This window comes from Marinobacter lacisalsi, assembly GCF_042651045.1.
In the GTDB taxonomy this organism is placed as follows: domain Bacteria; phylum Pseudomonadota; class Gammaproteobacteria; order Pseudomonadales; family Oleiphilaceae; genus Marinobacter; species Marinobacter lacisalsi.
The window spans coordinates 69363-88435 of sequence record NZ_JBHSDI010000012.1; the positions used below are offsets into that span (position 1 = coordinate 69363).

Consider the following 19073-nt stretch of genomic DNA (forward strand, 5'->3'; position numbering starts at 1 on the left):
TTCCGTTGTTTCAGATTTGATCGCAAAGATTAACCAAGGCTCAGCCAGCGCCGGCTCACATCCAGCATCCGGTTGGCAAAGCCCCACTCATTGTCGAACCAGCACAACACCTTCACCATGCGCCCACCGGTGACCCGGGTCTGGCCGCCATCCACAATGCCGGAGTGGGCATCGTGGTTGAAATCAGAGCTGGCCAGCAGTTCATCGGTATAGCCCAGGATACCTTTCAACGGTCCCTCTGCCGCACGGGCCAGGATGCCGTTGACCGCCTCTACCGAGGTGGCTTCCCGCACATTGATGACCATATCGATGGCGGATACATTCATGGTGGGCACTCGCATGGCCACGGAATTGAAGCGCCCTTCGAGATGCGGCAGAAGGCGCTCAATGCCCCGGGCCAGGCCGGTGTCCACCGGCACAATATTGTGCAGTGCACTGCGGGTCCGGCGCAGGTCCTGATGGTGGTAGGCATCAATCACCGGCTGATCGTTCATCGCCGCATGAATGGTGGTGGTACTGCCCTGCTCCACACCCAACGCCTCGTCCAGTACCTGTATCACAGGGACAAGACAGTTTGTGGTACACGACGCAGCTGACACGATGCGATCCTCCCGCGAGAGGTTCTGGTCATTGACGCCATACACCACGGTGCGGTCCACATCCGGTTCCGCCGGCTGGGAAAACAGCAACCGTTGCGCACCGGAGGCAAGGTGCTGTTCGGCGGTGGCGCGATCGCTGAACGAGCCGGAGCATTCCAGTACCAGATCGATGTCCAGTCGTTCCCAGGGCAGATCTGCCGGGTCAGCGCATCGCAGGACTTCCACCCGGTCGCCGTTGACCACCAGCGCCTCGCCATCCGTGCGCACATCCCCCTGGAACCGCCCATGGGTGGAGTCATACCGGGTCAGATGAGCAATGGTTTCCAGGTCCGCCAGCTCGTTGATGGCAACCACCTGGAACTGCTGCCGAAAACCGTTTTCGTAAAGCGCACGCAGCACGCATTGACCAATCCGGCCATAGCCGTTAATCGCAATGCGTGCAGGGGTGCCTGGCTTCATCAGTTATCCAGCAGATCGACAGCGGTATTGACCACATTGTCGACAGTGATGCCGAACTCCTTGAACAGTTCGCCCGCCGGTGCGGATTCACCAAAGGTGCTCATCCCGATAATCCGGCCGTCCAGGCCCACGTACTTGTACCAGTAATCCTCGATGGCAGCCTCTATGGCAATACGGTTGGTCACATCCAGGGGCAGCACTTTCTGCTTGTACTGGGCACTCTGGGCATCGAATACGTCGGTGGAGGGCATGGAAACCACCCGCACCTTGTGGCCCTGGTCCCGCAGCTTGGTGGCAGCGTCCTGAGCCAGTCCCACCTCGGAACCGGTGGCGATCAGGATCAGGTCCGGGGTGCCCTTGTCGTCGGACAGGATATAGCCGCCTTTCGCGATATCCGCCAACTGCTTGTCATCCCGGTCCTGGTGCGGCAGCCCCTGGCGGGAGAACACCATGGCTGTAGGTCCATCCTTGCGTTCCAGGGCAGCCTTCCAGGCCACCGCAGACTCGACCGCATCAGCCGGCCGCCAAGTGCTCATATTGGGCGTGGTGCGCAGGCTTGCGAGCTGCTCGACGGGCTGGTGGGTAGGACCGTCCTCACCCAGGCCGATGGAGTCGTGGGTAAACACATAGATGGAGCGCTGCTTCATCAGGGCCGCCATGCGCACGGCGTTACGGCAGTACTCCATGAAGATCAGGAAGGTGGCGCCGTAGGGTACAAAACCGCCGTGCAGGGCGATGCCGTTCATTATGGCGGCCATCCCGAATTCCCGCACACCGTAATAGACGTAGTTGCCACTGGCATCGTCTTTGGTCAGCGGCTTGCTGTCGTTCCAGATAGTCAGGTTGGAGCCAGCCAGGTCGGCAGAGCCGCCCAACAGTTCCGGCAGCAGAGGGCCATAGGCGTTGAGGGTATTCTGGGATGCCTTGCGGCTAGCGACAGTCTCGCCCTTATCCTGGCATTCGCGAATATAGGCATCGGCCTTTTCGGAAAAGTCTGCCGGCAGATCGCCGTTCATGCGGCGCTTGAACTCAGCCGCCAGCTCGGGCTCGGCCTTTTCATAGGCCGCGAACTTGTCTTCCCAGGCCTTCTGGGCAGCCGCGCCCTTTTCCTTCCCGTTCCAGGCGGCGTAGATGTCTTCCGGCACCTCAAAGGGGCCGTGGTTCCAGCCCAGCTTCTCGCGGGTCAGCTGGATCTCGTCCTCACCCAGGGCGGCACCATGACAGGCCTCGGTGCCCTGCTTATTGGGCGAACCATAGCCGATGACAGTCTTGCAGCAAATCATCGTAGGCTGGTCGGTGTTGGCGCGAGCACTTTCGATGGCGGCGCGGACAGCATCGGCATCGTGGCCGTCCACCGCCGGAATCACCTGCCAACCGTAGGACTCGAAGCGCTTCGGGGTGTCATCGGTGAACCAGCCGTCCACCTCACCGTCGATGGAAATGCCGTTGTCGTCATAGAAGAAGATCAGCTTGCCGAGGCCCAGGGTGCCGGCCAGGGAGGACACTTCGTGAGAAATGCCTTCCATCAGGCAGCCGTCCCCCAGGAAGGCATAGGTGTAATGGTCCACGATCTCATGGCCGGGCCGGTTGAACTGGTCCGCCAGTGCCTTCTCCGCCAGCGCAAACCCTACGGCATTGGCAATGCCCTGCCCCAGCGGCCCGGTGGTGGTCTCTACACCCGGTGTATAGCCGTATTCGGGGTGGCCCGGGGTCTTCGAGTGGAGCTGACGGAAGTTCTTGATGTCGTCAATGGAAACGTCGTACCCGCTCAGGTGCAGCAGTGAGTACTGCAGCATGGAGCCATGGCCATTGGACAGCACGAAACGGTCACGGTTCGCCCATTGCGGGTTGGCCGGGTTGTGGCTGAGATAGTCATTCCACAGCACCTCGGCAATATCCGCCATACCCATGGGCGCACCCGGGTGGCCGGACTTGGCTTTCTGAACCGCATCCATGCTCAGCGCGCGAATGGCGTTGGCGAGATCTTTACGGGACGGCATTGACGTTTCTCCAGTCTTGGTCAGCAAACAATGGGATCGAAAAAGAAGGCGCGTATTTTCGCCGATTAGTGGCCATGGGAGCAAATCAGCATTGCGCTTTTGCGGAAGCGGCTACCGGACACCCCATAAACCGTATATCAAAATATTTTGATATACATCTTGATCAAGCCCTGAGCAGCCTCTAGACTGCTCACCATGAACAGCCTGACCACCCCAGAATCCGCTCCGGGCCTCGATGCCCTCGCCCCGCTCTACAAGGCCTGCGGCGACCCCCTGCGCCTGGAAATACTACGGGTACTGCGGCGGGACACCTTCGGGGTCCTCGAAATGAGCCAACTGTTCGACGTGCGTCAGTCAGGCATGAGCCATCACCTGAAAGTGCTACACAAGGCCGGCCTGCTGGAACCACAGCGTGAAGGCAATGCCATTTTCTACCGCCGGCCGCTGCACCTGGACGCCGAAAACACCAGCCTCCTGGACAACGCCGTGCGCGAAATCTTCCGCACCATTGATCAGATTCCGGTGGCCAGCCACCTGCAGGGCAAGATTGAAGCCATCCGCAATCAGCGGGCGGACCAGTCCCAGGTCTTCTTCGCACGCCACGCGGAGCAGTTCCGGGAACAGCAGGAGCTGATCGCCGCCTTCGACCTGTACGCCGAACCGACCGCAGAACTGATCCGTGCAAGAGCCGCCAGACATCAGTGGCAGACCGCCCTGGAAATCGGCCCCGGCGAAGGCGCCTTCCTGCCCATCGTCGCCGGTATCTGCCAGCAGGTGGTAGCGGTGGATAACTCCGCCGACATGCTGCGCAAGGCGCGGCAGACCTGCGCCGACGAAAAGCTTGAAAATGTGGAGTTGGTAGAAGGCACAACCGCCACCCTGCTCGACCACCAGCAACGCTTCGACCTGGTGGTTGCCAACATGGTGCTGCACCACGTGCCCAGCCCGGCGGACATCTTCCTGGAAGCCAGTGAACTGATGGCGGCAGGGGGTTACCTGGTGATCAGTGACCTCCGCAGTCACGACCAGGACTGGGCCCGGGAGAACTGTGGCGACCTGTGGCTGGGCTTCGAGCCCGAGGAACTGAATGCCTGGGCCAGTGACGCCGGCCTGGAAACCGGCGAAGCGATGTTCATCGGCCTGCGCAATGGCTTCCAGATTCAGGTGCGGGAGTATCGCAAGCCTGAAAATACACACTGAAACCAACGATACAATGAATATCAAAAGTTTTTGATATAGAATCCAAAATCAATGCAGAACGTATCGGTTAACAACCGGACTTAACCATCGTTACTCATTTAAAGTGGCAGGACCTGCCCAACCAGCTCAAGAGGAGCCTGTGCTATGTCTGACTACAGCATCTTTACATCCGAGTCGGTCTCCGAAGGCCATCCGGACAAACTGGCCGACCAGATCTCCGATGCGGTACTGGACGCCATCCTCACCGATGACCCCCACGCCCGGGTAGCCTGTGAAACCATGGTCAAGACCGGCGTGGCCATTATCGGTGGCGAAGTCACCACCAGCGCCTGGGTCGACCTGGAAGACCTGGTGCGCGGCGTCATCAAGGACATCGGCTACACCTCCTCCGACGTGGGCTACGACGGTGACACCTGCGGCATCATCAACATCATCGGCAAGCAGTCCGTGGACATCGCCCAGGGCGTCGACCGCCAGAAGCCGGAAGACCAGGGCGCCGGCGACCAGGGCCTGATGTTTGGCTACGCCAGCAACGAAACCGATGTGCTGATGCCCGCCCCGATCACCTTTGCCCACCGCCTCGTACAACGCCAGGCGGAAGCCCGTCGCAGCGGCCTGCTACCGTGGTTGCGTCCCGATGCCAAGAGCCAGATCACCTGCCGCTACGAGAACGGCAAGGTGTCGGGCATCGACGCCGTGGTGCTGTCCACCCAGCATGACGAAGACGTGACCCAGGCAGACCTGCGGGAAGCGGTGATGGAACTGATCGTCAAGAACGTGCTGCCGGCCGAGCTGCTGCACAAGGACACCCAGTTCCACATCAACCCCACCGGCAAGTTCGTGATTGGCGGACCGGTAGGCGACTGTGGCCTCACCGGTCGCAAGATCATCGTTGACACTTATGGCGGCATGGCCCGGCATGGCGGCGGCGCCTTTTCAGGCAAAGACCCGTCCAAAGTGGACCGCTCCGCCGCATACGCTGGTCGCTATGTCGCCAAGAACATTGTCGCCGCCGGCCTGGCCGAGAAGTGCGAGATCCAGGTGTCCTACGCCATCGGTGTGGCGCAGCCCACCTCCATTTCCGTGAACACCTTCGGCACCGGCAAGATCGGTGACGACAAGATCATCCAGCTGGTGCGGGAGCACTTCGACCTGCGCCCCTACGCCATCACCAACATGCTGGACCTGCTGCACCCGATGTACCAGCAAACGGCGGCCTACGGCCACTTTGGTCGCGAACCATTTGAGATGACCGTGGGTGGAAAGACCTTTACCGCATTCCCATGGGAGAAAACAGATAGGGCTGCCGTCTTGAAAGACGCAGCTGGCATTTAACCAGGCGACTTCCCGGTAATTGGAACGGCTTTGGGGCGGGAGTCCTCTCGCAGCAGCGCCATGGATGGCGCGGAGCAAGGCGGGCGCCAGGGACGGCCCCTGAATTGCGGCGGAGAGAGGACTCCCGCCCCAAAGCCAGGCACCCAACGTATAAGTCTTCGCAAAACCGCGACATACGAATTCGACAGGAGAACACCATGAGCACTCCGGCAGAACAACTGAACAGCTTCGACGACTACAAAGTCCGCGACATCACCCTCGCTGACTGGGGCCGCAAGGAAATCAACATCGCCGAGGGCGAAATGCCCGCCCTGATGGCCCTGCGCGAGAAGTACAAGGCAGAGCAGCCCCTGAAAGGCGCCAACATCATGGGCTGTATCCACATGACCATCCAGACCGCCGTGCTCATCGAAACCCTGATCGAGCTGGGCGCCAACGTACGCTGGTCCTCATGCAACATCTTCTCCACTCAGGATCAGGCCGCTGCTGCCATAGCCGCCGCTGGCGTACCGGTCTTTGCCTGGAAGGGCGAAACCGATGAAGAGTACGACTGGTGCCTCGAGCGCACCGTGGGTGCCGACGTGGAAGGCTGGGAGCCCAACCTGATCCTGGACGACGGCGGCGACCTCACTGCCCTGCTCCACGACAAGCACCCGGATATCCTCGCCAAGTGCCACGGCGTTACCGAGGAAACCACCACCGGTGTCCACCGCCTGCAGGAAATGCTGCGCGAAAAGACCCTGAAGGTGCCGGCCATCAACGTCAACGATGCCGTCACCAAGTCCAAGAACGACAACAAGTACGGTTGTCGTCATAGCCTGAACGACGCCATCAAACGCGCCACAGACCACCTGATGGCCGGCAAAAAGGCCCTGGTCATCGGCTACGGCGACGTGGGCAAAGGCTCCGCCGCCTCCCTGCGCCAGGAAGGCATGATCGTCAAGATCACCGAAGCCGACCCCATCTGCGCCATGCAGGCCTGCATGGACGGCTTCGAGGTGGTTTCACCGTACATCGATGGCATCAACAACGGTTCTGAAGACAGCATCAACAAGGACCTGCTGGCCCATACCGACCTGCTGGTTACCACCACAGGCAATATGAACGTGTGTGACGCCAACATGCTCAAGGCCCTCAAAAGCGGCGCCGTGGTGTGCAACATCGGCCACTTCGATAACGAAATCGACACCGTCTACATGCGCAAGAACTGGGAATGGGATGAAGTCAAGCCGCAGGTCCACGTGGTCTACCGCGACAAGGCCAGCAACGACCACCTGATCCTGCTGTCCGAAGGCCGCCTGGTGAACCTGGGCAACGCCACCGGCCACCCGTCCCGGATCATGGACGGTTCCTTTGCCAATCAGGTGCTGGCCCAGATGTACCTGTATGAGCGCCGGTTCGCGGAACTGCCCACCGCAGAGAAAGAAAACGGCATCTACGTCAAGGTGTTGCCCAAGAAGCTGGACGAGGAAGTGGCCATGGCCATGGTCCAGGGCTTTGGTGGTGTGATCACCCGGATGACCCCGGAACAGGCCAAATACATCGGTGTACCGGTCGAAGGCCCGTACAAGCCGGAAAGCTACAAGTACTGATCGGACAAGCAAGATGGAATCACAAAAACAGTTCAAGCGTCGCTTCAGCTTCGAGTTCTTCCCGCCCAAGACCGACCAGGGCAAGGAAAAGCTGCAGGGCGTTCGTAACCGGCTGGCGGAGGTGGACCCGGACTTCTTCTCGGTCACCTTCGGGGCCGGCGGCTCCACCCGGGACCGCACCATCGAAACCGTGCTGAACCTGCATAACCAGGGCATATCCACGGCGCCCCACCTCTCATGCGTGGGAGGCACCCGGGATACCATCGCCGAGCTACTCGACATCTACAAGGAAAGCGGCGTCAATCGCATCGTTGCCCTTCGGGGCGACATGCCCTCGGGCATGGGCGCTGCCGGCGAACTGCGCTACGCCAATGAACTGGTGGAATTCATCCGGGAACACAGTGGCGACACCTTCAACCTGGAGGTGGCCGCCTATCCGGAATTCCACCCCCAGGCCCGCAATGCCGAAGAAGACCTGCGGAACTTCGAACGCAAGGTGAAGGCCGGCGCCAACAGCGCCATTACGCAGTATTTCTTCAATGCGGACAGCTACTTTTACTTCATCGACCGGCTGGAAAAGATGGGCATCACCATTCCGGTGGTGCCGGGCATCATGCCCATCGTCAACTTCTCCAGCCTGGTGCGCTTCTCCGACATGTGCGGCGCGGAAATCCCCCGCTGGATCCGCAAGCAGCTGGAGTCCTACGGCGATGATTCGGACAGTATCAAGAAGTTTGGCGAGGAAGTGGTCACCCGCATGTGCGAGCGACTGCTGGCCGCCGGTGCTCCCGGCCTGCACTTCTACACGCTCAACCAGGCGGATGCCAGCCTGAAAATCTGGAACAACCTTGGCCTGGCCAACCGGGACAAGATTTCGTTCTGAAGAAGCCCGCCAGCCTTGGCCAGATCACGGCTGGCGGAACTATTCAATGCAGCATATCGGGGTGCCGCTCTACGAGCCACCAGATATAATCGGCAGTGAAAGGAACATTGCTCCTGATGCGGAAGGACTCAAACCCTTCAATACCCTCCGGGAAAGGCGGAGAAGGTTCATGGATTTTATCCGGCACGATTTTCATTCCCACGGTCAAGCCACCTTCATAGAGAGAGATGTTACTCCGTGAGCCCAGTCGAACTTCTGTCCCATTGCCTGCAACCATGACAACTTCCGGCACGACCAACTCACCAGACTGATTCCGTAGATCGAAAAAATGATCGGGATCATCAGAGAGTTCATCATCATAACTGCTGTTGGAGGTATAGTCGCCGGGATCAACAACCAGATGAAGACCCTGAAGAAATGCTTTCCGATTGATCATCAGGGGCTCATCCAGCTCAATAACCTGCCACTCAATCCCTATCTCGATCGGCCCTGGAATCTTCTGGTTTTCCGGAAAGTCGTTCTGAGCTCCACAGCCCTGTATACTGAGACTTATACCAATAATCGCAATTTTAAGAAGTTGCATTGCAACAGCCTTTTATATATTTAGTCCCTTTACCAGGACGCTATCTAACACTTTTGCTTCCCCTTATACATGTCATGCCTTCAGACTACGACATAAGGTAAACGCCTCTTCCTGCTCTAAGAGCGATAGCCAATGGCATTGCCAGGCAAAGGACGCCAAAATGATTAATGAACATAAGGGCCGCTCCGTTAGAGAGAAAGAATCCTGACAGGACTGTGATATAAAGAACCGAAAAGACGACGAGTGGTAACCAGAAAGCCTGTGCGCATATCGCCAGTATCGGCAACCCTAAAGGGAGAGCCATAAGGATCAAGAAGCTGGGCCATAAGATTATCGATGCAAGGGCAGAATCGCGCACGCGAGAATGGCTCAGCAAGGGAGAGCTCAAGATTACCACCCCCAGAAAGGCCAGGACGAGTACCCAAGACCAGGAGTTTGGTGGCAGATAACTTTGCAGAGTTATGAGATTCATAGGTAGCTCGTTCCTTGAGGCGGCTTATGATCTAACTTTCCCTGGTGAGTGCGCTCACCCAGGGCACCTATTTCTATCAGTACATGCGTTTATGCCGTGGCCAGGCCCCGGCTGGCGGAACCATTCAATGCAGCATATCGGGATGATGCTCAACCAGCCACCAGAGATACTCGGCGGTAAAGGGGACGTCGCTTTTTACGCGAAAAGACGTAAAACTCTTAACACCTTCAGGGAAGGGCGGGGATGGCTCGCGGATGTCCCCTGCCCTCAGCCCCATGCCTACCGTGAGGCCACCTTCGTCAAGACCTATGTTGCTGATTGGCGACAACTCAATCTCAGTGCCATCCTGAGCGACTATCACCACTTCGGGTGCCACTAGCTCGCCTGACTCGTTCCTCAAGTCGAAATAATGATCTAGGTCGTTCGAAAGGTCATCACCGTAAGTGAAGTTCGACGAAAACTCATCCGGATCAACAACAATATGGAGCCCCTGAACCCCCTCCCGGTTAATCTGCAGCGGTTCATCCAACTCGATAACCTGCCATTGAGAGCCGATTTCGATCGGACCGGGAATTTTCTGATTCTCCGGGAAATTATTCTTGGCCTCACAGCCCTGAATATTGATTCCGATGGCGAGTATTACTATTGAGAGCAGCCGCATATCAAGCTACCAACGTAAGTTCACCAACACACCGAACCGTACGCACCTTGCGTAAGGCTCCCGGACCGGCCACATGCGGTCGTCCCGGGACGATCGGCGCCTGGGCCACCTCATAAGCCCTGAATATCAACTCGGAGCAGAAAAAGCTGCTGTCATGCCACTCATCAGAAGCAGCACCTGCGATCTCGTCAACCACGGAAATAGTGTGACCGATAGGCGTCAACCTCAACGGAAAGGTTCGTGATCCAAATTGGAGCCCAACCCTTGCAGCACCTACATTGTCATACCCCGCCCCGACCTGCGCGGCGGCCCAATTCACAGCAAGTGCCTTCTGCTCCCGGGTTGCATTACGGTGCCGGAAAACTACAGCTCTGGAAGCACCTTTCAGTTTTGTTAAAAGGGGCTGCGTTCTCACGCCGACGCCTGGCATAGCGTCGACAGCCATGCCGTCTCTCAAATACAAAATCGCGTGACTGAATTCAGCATTGGTAGCCCATTGAATCCCTTCCGAAGTACTGGCATTGGAAGCTGTAGCGATGATATCCCCGACTTCAATTAAGTCCAGAGAAGCGAGGGAAAGCGGTTCGATGAGGGTCGGTTCTGCATGAAGATTGGGAGAAGCAGTTTGTGTTTTCATAAGATTCCCTTCCAAGTGAAAGCCCGGCCTGCCTGGCCAGTAATGCTCTTATTTAACGGGCCAACAGCGTATCCATAGCAGGCCATCCTGAACACTGAGTCCATCAGCCTGCGTTTATAGCTGATTCCGAGTACCTTTTCCATGGGTCAGTTGCCATCGCCAGGCCACGACTGGTGGAACAAGCCAAAACGGACAGTTCCTTCAGGTGACAAATCACATCCTGCCACGACTGTCGTGCGCCCCGCCCACCCATAAATCTGTCCATAATTTAATATTACGACTGATAGAGAATTGAACTGCTTATCAATTCAACGCCCCATCCCCCTCACTTCATTAACGTAAGCCACCCGGCTCTACCCGCCACGCCAGGCCCCGGGCCCTTTGGCGGAAAGTCTATTGCGACGGCGGCATGTCACCAGGGTTTCCGGTTATTAATTACGGCTGCATAGCTGTCGGCCTTATGCTTGCGTCACTGACCAGACCCGGGCAGGCGTCGAGGTAACCGTCACGTCGGGTCTCCGAAAAACCAATATCACCATCCACCCATGAAAGGGAGATTCCATGGCTCCGTACCGAGTAGCGAAACAACTGGCAAACGCGGGACTGATGCTTTCCGCACTGACTGTCTCCACCTCCCTTATGGCAGCCCCGCCCGAACTGTCGGTAGAAGGCTCCACCATCACAGCCAACGGAGAGGCCGCCAGCCTTAGCGGTATGAGCCTGTTCTGGTCCAACACGGGCTGGGGCGGCGAAAAATACTACACGGCCGAATCCGTGGGTGGCGTCAAGACGTTCTTTGAGGGCAACCTGGTGCGTGCCGCCATGGGTGTCGAGGAGAGCGGCGGCTACCTCTCCGACCGCGAAGGCAATCTCCAGCGCGTGTATGAGGTGGTGGACGCCGCCATTGCCAACGACATGTACGTGATTATCGACTGGCACTCCCATTACGCCCATGAATACGAGCAGAAAGCCATCGAGTTCTTCGAAACCATGGCCCGCAAGTACGGCGATACCAGCCATGTGATCTATGAGATCTTCAACGAGCCCAAGAACGATGTGACCTGGGCAGGCGACGTCAAGCCCTACGCCGAGCGGGTTATCGCCGCCATTCGCGCCATCGACCCTGACAACCTTATTGTGGTGGGTTCGCCCACCTGGTCCCAGGACGTGGACGTGGCAGCCAGCGATCCCATCGAGGGCTACGACAACATCGCGTACACGCTCCACTTTTACGCAGGCACTCACGGCCAGGCGCTACGGGACAAGGCCGTGCGGGCCATGGACCAGGGCGTCGCGCTGTTCGTTACGGAGTGGGGCAGCGTCAACGCCAATGGCGATGGTGGAGTGGCCCGGGCCGAAACCGACCGATGGGTTGCCTTCATGAAGGAACACTCCATTGGTAATGCTAATTGGGCGCTCAACGACAAAAGCGAAGGGGCATCCGCCCTCAGGCCGGGCGCGTCCACCCAGGGTCAGTGGTCTGACAGTGATTTGACTGACTCTGGCCGCTACGTCAGAAACATGATCCGGACCTGGCCGGACAAGACCGGCGATTCCGGCTCTGGCGATGAAGAGGATGGTGGCTCCGGCGCACCGGATGATCCGGATGGGTCAGATGGCGATACCAACGGCGGCTACCAGGGGCAAGCCAACTTACCGGGACGTATTGAGGCTGAAAACTACAACAGCGCCCAGGACACCACTCCGGGCAATATCAGCACCTATTCGTTCTCCAATTGCCAGTACCATGGCCTCGACGTTGACATTGAAAACGCCTCCCAGGGCACCTGCAACATCGGCTGGACCGAAGCCGGCGAGTCCCTGACCTACAAGGTGGGCTCCGCAGGGGGCACGTTCGATATGAATGTCGGCCTGGCCAGCCAGTTCAACGGTCGCCGAGTCCGCATCGACATCAACGGCAACCACGCCGGCGAGGTGTCAACCAATGGCGCGGGCTGGCAAAGCTGGTCCACCGAGACCATCCGCAACGTGACCATCCCCGACGATGCCACCATCACGGTGACCTTCCTCGATGGGCAAACGAATCTGGATTACCTGGATTTCGAGCGTACCGGTGATGACAGTCCGCCCCCCGCTCCGGGGGATGGGGACGGCGCTGGTGACGAGGAGGAAGGTAACGAACCAGAGCCAGGCTCCCCGTCCGTAAGCTGCTCCATTAACCGTACCGATGCCTGGCAAAGTGGATTCGTTCTGGGTGATATCCAGGTGACCAATACTGGCGATGAGGCGCTGAACTGGCAGGTTGCCGTGGAGTTCGACAACCCGGTTTCCTTAAGCCAGAGCTGGTCTTCCAATGTCATCTCCACCGAGGATAGCCGAATCGTCTTCGAGGGGGCCAGCTACAATCGCCAGCTGGCCCCTGGCCAGTCAACGAGCTTTGGCTTCACTGGCGGACACGGTGGCAACCTGGGCGATGTGCGTTGCGTCGGGCAGTAGTCGTCAAACTCTGAAGCCTCTCCCTGAAACCGCGACCCTCGTCGCGGTTTTTTTATGCCCTTCATCGTCCCGGAAGCGCAGAATTTTCCTCCCCGAAGCCGATTGCCCCACGCCCTACTTGATGCTATTTTTGATGCACTATTGCACCATTTTTGAGGAACGGGCCATGCGCACCACAGTGACCATAGATGATGAGCTTTACCAGAAGGCGCTGGAGATGGCGGACCCCGGAACGGACAAGGCAGAACTTTTCCGGGAAGCCATGCGCACGTTCGTGCGAATCCGGGCCGCCAAACGCCTGGCTGCGCTCGGGAGCGCGGCACCAGACATGTCAGAGATTGCCCGCCGCGGGGAAAAACCTGATTCATGAACGTGTTGGTAGACACCTCCGTCTGGGTCAACCACTTTCGTGTCAGCAACTCCGACCTCGTAGCGTTATTGCTATCCGACCGGGTGCTGACTCATCCCATGGTCGTCGCGGAGTTGGCCTGTGGAACGCCTCCCGCACCCCGTTCAAGAACCCTGGAGGATATCGGACTCCTCCAACCCTCCAGCCAGGCCAGCCTGGAAGAAGTCAGGGAGCTCGTGGAACGTGAAAAGCTCTACGGGCTGGGGTGCGGCCTGGTGGATATGACGCTATTGGCCTCCACCCTGATCACGCCGGACGCCTGCCTTTGGACCTTCGACAAGCGATTGACCAAGCTGGCCCAACGCTTCGGCGTCGACTTCTCCATCCATTGAAATGAAATTGGCTACCGGAATAAGCCTCCTGCAAAACGTCGTTACATGGTCTATCCTGATACAGGTATGTTCCTAATCTGAAAGGAGATCCCATGAACACCAACTGGCTGAAACCCCTTGGCGTGGCTGCTGCGCTGTCCTTTACGGCCAATGTCGCCTCTGCGGAAACGGTGAAAGTGGTTACCGACCCGAGTTTCGTCCCCTTTGAAATGATGGACCAGGAAACCGGCGAAATGATCGGTTTCGACATGGAGATTATCGCCGAAGTGGCCGACCGGGCCGGGTTTGAGTACGACCTGCAGACCATGGACTTCAACGGCATTATCCCCGCCCTGCAGACGGGCAATGTGGACATCGCCATTGCCGGCATCACCATCACCGACGAACGTGAGGAAATTGTCGACTTTTCCGACCCTTACTATGATTCCGGCCTGCGCATCATGGTTCGCGCCGACAACGAGGAAGTGGACAACATTGAGGACCTGGAAGGCCTGAAGATCGGCACCAAGATCGGCAGCACCAGCTATGACTTCCTCACCAGGGAGCTGGATGACAACGACGGCGTCACCCCCTACCCGGGCAGCTCCGACATGTATATGGCCCTGATGAGCCGCTCCGTTGACGCCGTTTTCTACGACGCCCCCAACGTCGGCTATTTCGCCCAGACCAAGGGCGAGGGCCGGGTCAAGACAGTAGGGCCACTGTATGAAGGCCAGCAGTACGGCATCGCCCTGAAAGACGGCAGTGAATGGGTGGACGATGTCAATGACGCCCTTGCCTCCATGAAGGAAGACGGCACCTACGACGAAATATACAAGAAGTGGTTTGGCGAACTCCCGGAAGAAAAATAAACCCGGGCATTTCTGAGCAGGTGCCGAAGTCAGCTGGCTTCGGCACCTGCCCCCTCCCTGAAGTGAACGGAGAAACAGAGCGTGGAGTCTCAGTTCCAGTTTGACTGGCAAGCGGCCATCGATTCCATTCCCTTCCTGCTCAAGGGTGTCCCCTATACCCTGCTGATTTCATTCGGCGGCCTGGCCATCGGCTTTGTACTGGGTATCTTCTTCGGGCTGCTGAGCATCAACAAACACTGGTTCCTGCGCTGGCCGGCCACCGCCTACATTGAAGTATTCAGGGGCACGCCGATCCTGGTGCAGGTACTCTTTATATTCTACGGCCTGCCGGATCTGATCGGGGGTCCCATTGACCCACTGACAGCCGGTATTGCCGCGATCGCGCTGAATTCCGGCGCCTATATCTCGGAAGTGGTTCGCGGTGGCGTACAGTCCATCGACAAGGGCCAGACCGAAGCGGGCCTGTCGCTGGGGCTGTCCCGCACCCAGACCTTCTGGTCCATTGTGTGGCCCCAGGCCTTCCGCCGGATGATCCCGCCCCTTGGCAACCAGGCCATCGTCTCAATCAAGGACACCTCGCTGTTCTCGGTGATTGGCGTGGGCGAGCTGGTTCGTCAGGGTCAGGTCTATATCGCCAACACCTTTACGGCATTCGAGGTGTACTTCGTGGTGGCGATTCTGTACCTGATGATCACCCTGTCGTTGTCACTGATTCTGCGCCTGGTTGAGCGGCGCGGCCTGACGTCGGTTTAAGGAGCGGGCACGATGAGCCAGATTGTGAAAATTGAGGGCATGAACAAGTACTTCGGTGACCTGCATGTGCTGAAGGATATCAACCTGTCGGTAGACGCCGGCGAGGTGGTGGTGATCATCGGCGCCAGTGGCTCCGGCAAGTCCACCCTGATTCGCTGTGTGAACGGGCTTGAGCAGTTCGAATCCGGTCAGTTGGAGGTGGATGGCCACCCGCTGGCGCCCAAGGGCGGCAACCAGAAGTCCCTGGCCGAGATCCGCAAGGAAGTGGGCATGGTGTTCCAGCAGTTCAACCTGTTCCCTCACCTGACGGTGAAGAAGAACATCATGCTGGCACCCATGAAGGTGAAGGACGAGCCCCAGGTGGTCGCCAATGGCACCGCCGAACGTCTGTTACAGCGTGTGGGCATTGCCGACCAGGCGAACAAGTATCCCAGTCATCTCTCTGGTGGTCAGCAACAGCGGGTGGCGATTGCCCGGGCATTGGCCATGGAACCAAAGCTGATGCTGTTCGATGAGCCCACCTCCGCCCTGGATCCGGAAATGATCGGTGAGGTGCTGGATGTCATGCGGGAGCTGGCAAAGGAAGGCATGACCATGATGGTGGTCACCCACGAGATGGGCTTCGCCCGCGAAGTGGCCGACCGGGTGTTCTACATCCACGAGGGTCAGATTGTGGAGGAAGGCAAGCCTGAGGATGTGTTCGACAATCCGCAGAATGAGCGGACTCAGTCGTTCCTTTCTCGGGTTTTGAAGCACTGAGGATGTTGGCTGTCTGAGCTTGGGGGCTGGACCGGGGGGTGGTGGGCTCGCTTTCTCCGCCGCAATTCAGGGGCCATCCCTGGCGCCCGCCTTGCTCCGCGCCATCCATGGCGCTGCTGCGAAAGCAAGCCCACCACCCCCGGTCCAATCTAGCAGGTGAGTTACCTCCTTCCGTATGCTCCTCCCGGGGTGTCATCAGATTTTCCCCTCGTCGTCGCCGATTAACACATGCCAAAGCGATGCAGCCTTGCCATGGTTTGTCTGTAATTTCTGGAGAGTCATCCGAGAGGCCCGTCGGACGTGTGGTGTGGGGGAGGCTTTCGCAACAGCGCCATGGATGGCGCGGAGCAAGGTCGGTCCAGGGATGGACCGTGAATTGCGGTGGAGAAAGCCTCCCCCACACCATACGTCCAGCCCGCCAAGCGACCAGTCAACAGTTACACCCCTGGCACCTTCCTAGAAACCGCCGTTAACTGTATCATTCGATCTGGTTAACAGAGACAAACCCACCAACAAAGAAAACGAACCGGAGCCAACCATGCGCAATGCCGACCTGGTCGCCCGTGACCTGAAATCCGTCTGGCACCCCTGTACCCAGATGAAGGACCACGAATCCCTGCCATTGATCCCCATCAAGAAAGGGGAAGGCGTGTGGCTGGAAGACTTTGAAGGCAATCGCTACATCGATGCCGTCAGCTCCTGGTGGGTCAACCTGTTCGGCCATGCCAACCCACGCATCAATGGCGCCATCCGCGACCAGATCGAGAAGCTTGAGCACGTCATTCTCGCCGGCTTCAGCCACGAACCCGTGGTGGAGCTTTCCGAACGACTGATCGAAGTCACCCCGGAAGGCCTGAACAAGTGCTTCTACGCCGACAACGGCTCGTCGGCCATCGAAGCCGCCCTCAAGATGAGCTACCACTACTGGAAGAACCACGGCAAGCCGGGCAAGAAAAACTTTGTAAACCTGTCCAACAGCTACCACGGCGAAACCCTGGGCGCCCTGGCGCTGGGCGATGTTGCCCTTTACAAGGACACCTACCAGCCGCTATTGATGGAAGTGTTGACCGCACCGTCACCGGACGCCTTCAACAAGGAACCGGGAGAAACCGACGAGGAATACGCCCTGCGGCAGTTCCAAGCCATGGAGCAGCTCCTGGCAGAAAAGCACGACGAAATCTGCGCCGTGGTGGTGGAGCCGATGATCCAGTGTGCCGGCGGCATGCGCATGCACCACCCCATCTACCACACCAAACTGCGGGAAGCCTGCACCCGCTACGGCGTGCATCTGATCGCTGATGAAATTGCCGTAGGCTTCGGGCGTACGGGCACCCTGTTCGCCTGCGAGCAGTCCGGCATCACCCCCGACTTCATGTGCCTGTCCAAGGGCCTGACCGCCGGCTACCTGCCGCTGTCCGTGGTGCTGACGACCAACGACGTCTATAACGCCTTCTACGACGACTACGAAACCCTGCGGGCCTTCCTGCACAGCCACAGCTACACCGGCAACCCCATCGGCTGCGCGGTGGCGCTTGCCACCCTGGATATCTTCCGGGACGACGACGTGATCAACGCCAACAGGGCCCTGTCCCGCACCATGGCCGACTCCGTAGCCCACCTGGCGGATCACCCCAACGTGGGCGATATCCGCCAGCATGGCATGACGCTGGCCATCGAAATGGTCAAGGACCGGAAGACCAAGGAGCCTTTCCCCTGGCAGGAGCGTCGCGGCATCCGGGTCTATCAGCACTCACTGACCCGGGAGGCCCTGCTCCGCCCACTGGGCAATGTGGTCTACTTCATGCCCCCCTATGTGATCACCGAGGACCAGATCCGCCATCTGGCCCAGGTGGCTACCGAAGGCATCGATATCGCAGTCAGAGACTAGGAGTCTGCGCGGCAGAAAATCGCACCGCTGCGACCACCCCACTTTGGCCCCTTTTGATCGCTCATTTTCGTTACATAGAACCACTATGCGCCTCAAATGACCGTCAAAATGGACTCAAAGTGGGACGCTCTCGCCTGGCGCGGTTTCTGCCGCGCAGACTCCTAGCGGTGTAAGGGAGCGGCGGTTTTCGGTAATCTGTCGCTCCCGATTCTCTTGGCCTGACAGGACACTTTCGTGCGCAACCCGCGAATCTTTACCGACGCCGCCCTTGCTGCAGGGCAGACCGTTTACCTTGATGACAGCGCCGCCCACCATGTCGGCAAGGTCCTGCGCATGCAGACCGGACAACCGCTGGTGCTGTTTAATGGTGACGGCGCCAACTACCCGGCCGAACTGGACGAGGTAGGCAAGAAGCGGGTCAGTGCACGGATACTGACGCGAGAAGCAAGCACCTGCGAACCACGCCTGAAGATCATGCTTGGACAGGTTATCTCCAAGGGTGACCGTATGGACTACGCGGTGCAGAAGAGCACGGAACTGGGGGTGGATACCATCGTCCCCCTGACCAGCGAGCGCTGCGATGTCCGCCTGAAAGGCGACCGGGAAGACAAGCGAATCCGTCACTGGCAACAGGTGGCCATCAGTGCTGCCGAGCAATGCGGGCGGGCCACCGTGCCCACCATTGCGCCGCTGGCGTCACTGGCGGACTGGTTCAACCTCAGTGAGACCTGCGACCTGCGGCTGGTGCTTCACCACCGTACCGAACAACCTCTGTCCGCAATGACACCACCCGTGCAAGGCGTCGCTCTGCTGGTAGGTCCTGAAGGGGGACTCTCGGAAGCCGAAATTGCCGCTGCCAGGGAAAGCGGTTTTTCCCCGGCAGCCATTGGGCCCCGGGTATTGCGCACAGAAACCGCGCCCGTCGCTGCCATCACCCTGTGCCAATGGCTCTGGGGCGACTTCGGCTAGTGTCCCGTCTGGCTAATGCCTTAACCTACTGAGCTTCTGAAAAGCCGAAGGGCTTGCCTCTGAGGACTCTGAGCCTGTGTTGCCAGTCTTTGATGTGGAACCACCACACCTGCAGACAGGCTGCCGCTGACAGCGACCCCGCCAGACTGTACTATACTGCGACAGCGGACCGGGCAGCGCCATTTCCGTGACGCCAAGACACCTCAAGGAGAAGTACCGGATGCCAGGTATCGC

The 19073-nt window shown here is 58.7% G+C and carries 17 protein-coding genes; 12 read left to right on the top strand and 5 right to left on the bottom strand.

Annotation, left to right across the window (positions count from 1 at the left end; translation table 11 throughout):
• Positions 1-29 precede the first annotated feature (29 nt).
• Positions 30-1058 carry a type I glyceraldehyde-3-phosphate dehydrogenase gene (gene gap, locus ACFOZ5_RS08880; protein WP_379886685.1) on the bottom strand — a complete coding sequence of 343 codons (1029 nt, stop codon included), beginning with the start codon at positions 1056-1058 and terminating at the stop codon, positions 30-32.
• Positions 1058-3058, bottom strand: a complete 2001-nt coding sequence (gene tkt, locus ACFOZ5_RS08885; RefSeq protein ID WP_379886686.1) for a transketolase — start codon at positions 3056-3058, stop codon at positions 1058-1060. The genes gap and tkt overlap by 1 nt, the downstream gene beginning before the upstream one ends.
• A gap of 195 nt (positions 3059-3253) precedes the next feature.
• On the opposite strand from tkt, the gene ACFOZ5_RS08890 reads away from it, so the two are divergent.
• The 4 genes from ACFOZ5_RS08890 (at position 3254) to metF (ending at position 8068) form a co-directional block, all read left to right on the top strand.
• The gene (locus ACFOZ5_RS08890; protein WP_379886687.1) at positions 3254-4258 is read left to right on the top strand and encodes a metalloregulator ArsR/SmtB family transcription factor; all 1005 of its coding nucleotides are present in this window, start codon (positions 3254-3256) and stop codon (positions 4256-4258) included.
• 144 nt (positions 4259-4402) lie between these two features.
• Positions 4403-5593: a methionine adenosyltransferase gene (gene metK, locus ACFOZ5_RS08895; RefSeq protein WP_379886688.1), complete on the top strand. Its 1191-nt coding sequence runs from the start codon at positions 4403-4405 to the stop codon at positions 5591-5593.
• 197 nt (positions 5594-5790) lie between these two features.
• Entirely contained in the window at positions 5791-7185 is a 1395-nt protein-coding gene (gene ahcY / locus ACFOZ5_RS08900; protein ID WP_379886689.1) for an adenosylhomocysteinase, read from the top strand.
• Positions 7186-7198: 13 nt separating this feature from the next.
• Positions 7199-8068: a methylenetetrahydrofolate reductase [NAD(P)H] gene (gene metF, locus ACFOZ5_RS08905; protein WP_379886690.1), complete on the top strand. Its 870-nt coding sequence runs from the start codon at positions 7199-7201 to the stop codon at positions 8066-8068.
• Between the two features lie 43 nt (positions 8069-8111).
• Here the strand turns inward: metF and ACFOZ5_RS08910 are convergent, their stop codons facing one another.
• The 3 genes from ACFOZ5_RS08910 to ACFOZ5_RS08920 form a co-directional block, all read right to left on the bottom strand.
• Positions 8112-8651, bottom strand: coding sequence for a hypothetical protein (locus tag ACFOZ5_RS08910; protein WP_379886691.1), 540 nt, complete (start codon positions 8649-8651; stop codon positions 8112-8114).
• Positions 8652-9247: 596 nt separating this feature from the next.
• Positions 9248-9784, bottom strand: a complete 537-nt coding sequence (locus ACFOZ5_RS08915; RefSeq protein ID WP_379886692.1) for a hypothetical protein — start codon at positions 9782-9784, stop codon at positions 9248-9250.
• A gap of 1 nt (position 9785) precedes the next feature.
• A complete protein-coding gene (locus ACFOZ5_RS08920) occupies positions 9786-10421 on the bottom strand; it encodes a YiiX/YebB-like N1pC/P60 family cysteine hydrolase (RefSeq protein WP_379886693.1) in 636 nt (211 codons plus the stop codon).
• A 561-nt stretch (positions 10422-10982) separates the two neighbouring features.
• Between ACFOZ5_RS08920 and ACFOZ5_RS08925 the strand changes: the two genes are divergently transcribed.
• From ACFOZ5_RS08925 to ACFOZ5_RS08960, 8 genes are all read left to right on the top strand, one after another.
• A complete protein-coding gene (locus ACFOZ5_RS08925; protein ID WP_379886694.1) occupies positions 10983-12878 on the top strand; it encodes a cellulase family glycosylhydrolase in 1896 nt (631 codons plus the stop codon).
• A gap of 166 nt (positions 12879-13044) precedes the next feature.
• Positions 13045-13248, top strand: a complete 204-nt coding sequence (locus ACFOZ5_RS08930) for a type II toxin-antitoxin system VapB family antitoxin (protein WP_379886695.1) — start codon at positions 13045-13047, stop codon at positions 13246-13248.
• On the top strand, positions 13245-13619 hold the full coding sequence (locus ACFOZ5_RS08935; protein ID WP_379886696.1) for a type II toxin-antitoxin system VapC family toxin: 375 nt from the start codon (positions 13245-13247) through the stop codon (positions 13617-13619). The genes ACFOZ5_RS08930 and ACFOZ5_RS08935 overlap by 4 nt, the downstream gene beginning before the upstream one ends.
• A gap of 92 nt (positions 13620-13711) precedes the next feature.
• A complete protein-coding gene (locus tag ACFOZ5_RS08940) occupies positions 13712-14470 on the top strand; it encodes a transporter substrate-binding domain-containing protein (RefSeq protein WP_379886697.1) in 759 nt (252 codons plus the stop codon).
• Between the two features lie 81 nt (positions 14471-14551).
• The gene (locus tag ACFOZ5_RS08945) at positions 14552-15223 is read left to right on the top strand and encodes an amino acid ABC transporter permease (RefSeq protein WP_379886698.1); all 672 of its coding nucleotides are present in this window, start codon (positions 14552-14554) and stop codon (positions 15221-15223) included.
• 12 nt (positions 15224-15235) lie between these two features.
• Positions 15236-15982 (top strand): amino acid ABC transporter ATP-binding protein, encoded by a 747-nt coding sequence (locus ACFOZ5_RS08950; protein WP_379886699.1) that lies wholly within the window; start codon positions 15236-15238, stop codon positions 15980-15982.
• 538 nt (positions 15983-16520) lie between these two features.
• On the top strand, positions 16521-17870 hold the full coding sequence (locus ACFOZ5_RS08955; protein WP_379886700.1) for an adenosylmethionine--8-amino-7-oxononanoate transaminase: 1350 nt from the start codon (positions 16521-16523) through the stop codon (positions 17868-17870).
• A gap of 234 nt (positions 17871-18104) precedes the next feature.
• Positions 18105-18839, top strand: a complete 735-nt coding sequence (locus ACFOZ5_RS08960; RefSeq protein WP_379886701.1) for a 16S rRNA (uracil(1498)-N(3))-methyltransferase — start codon at positions 18105-18107, stop codon at positions 18837-18839.
• Positions 18840-19073: the final 234 nt, after the last annotated feature.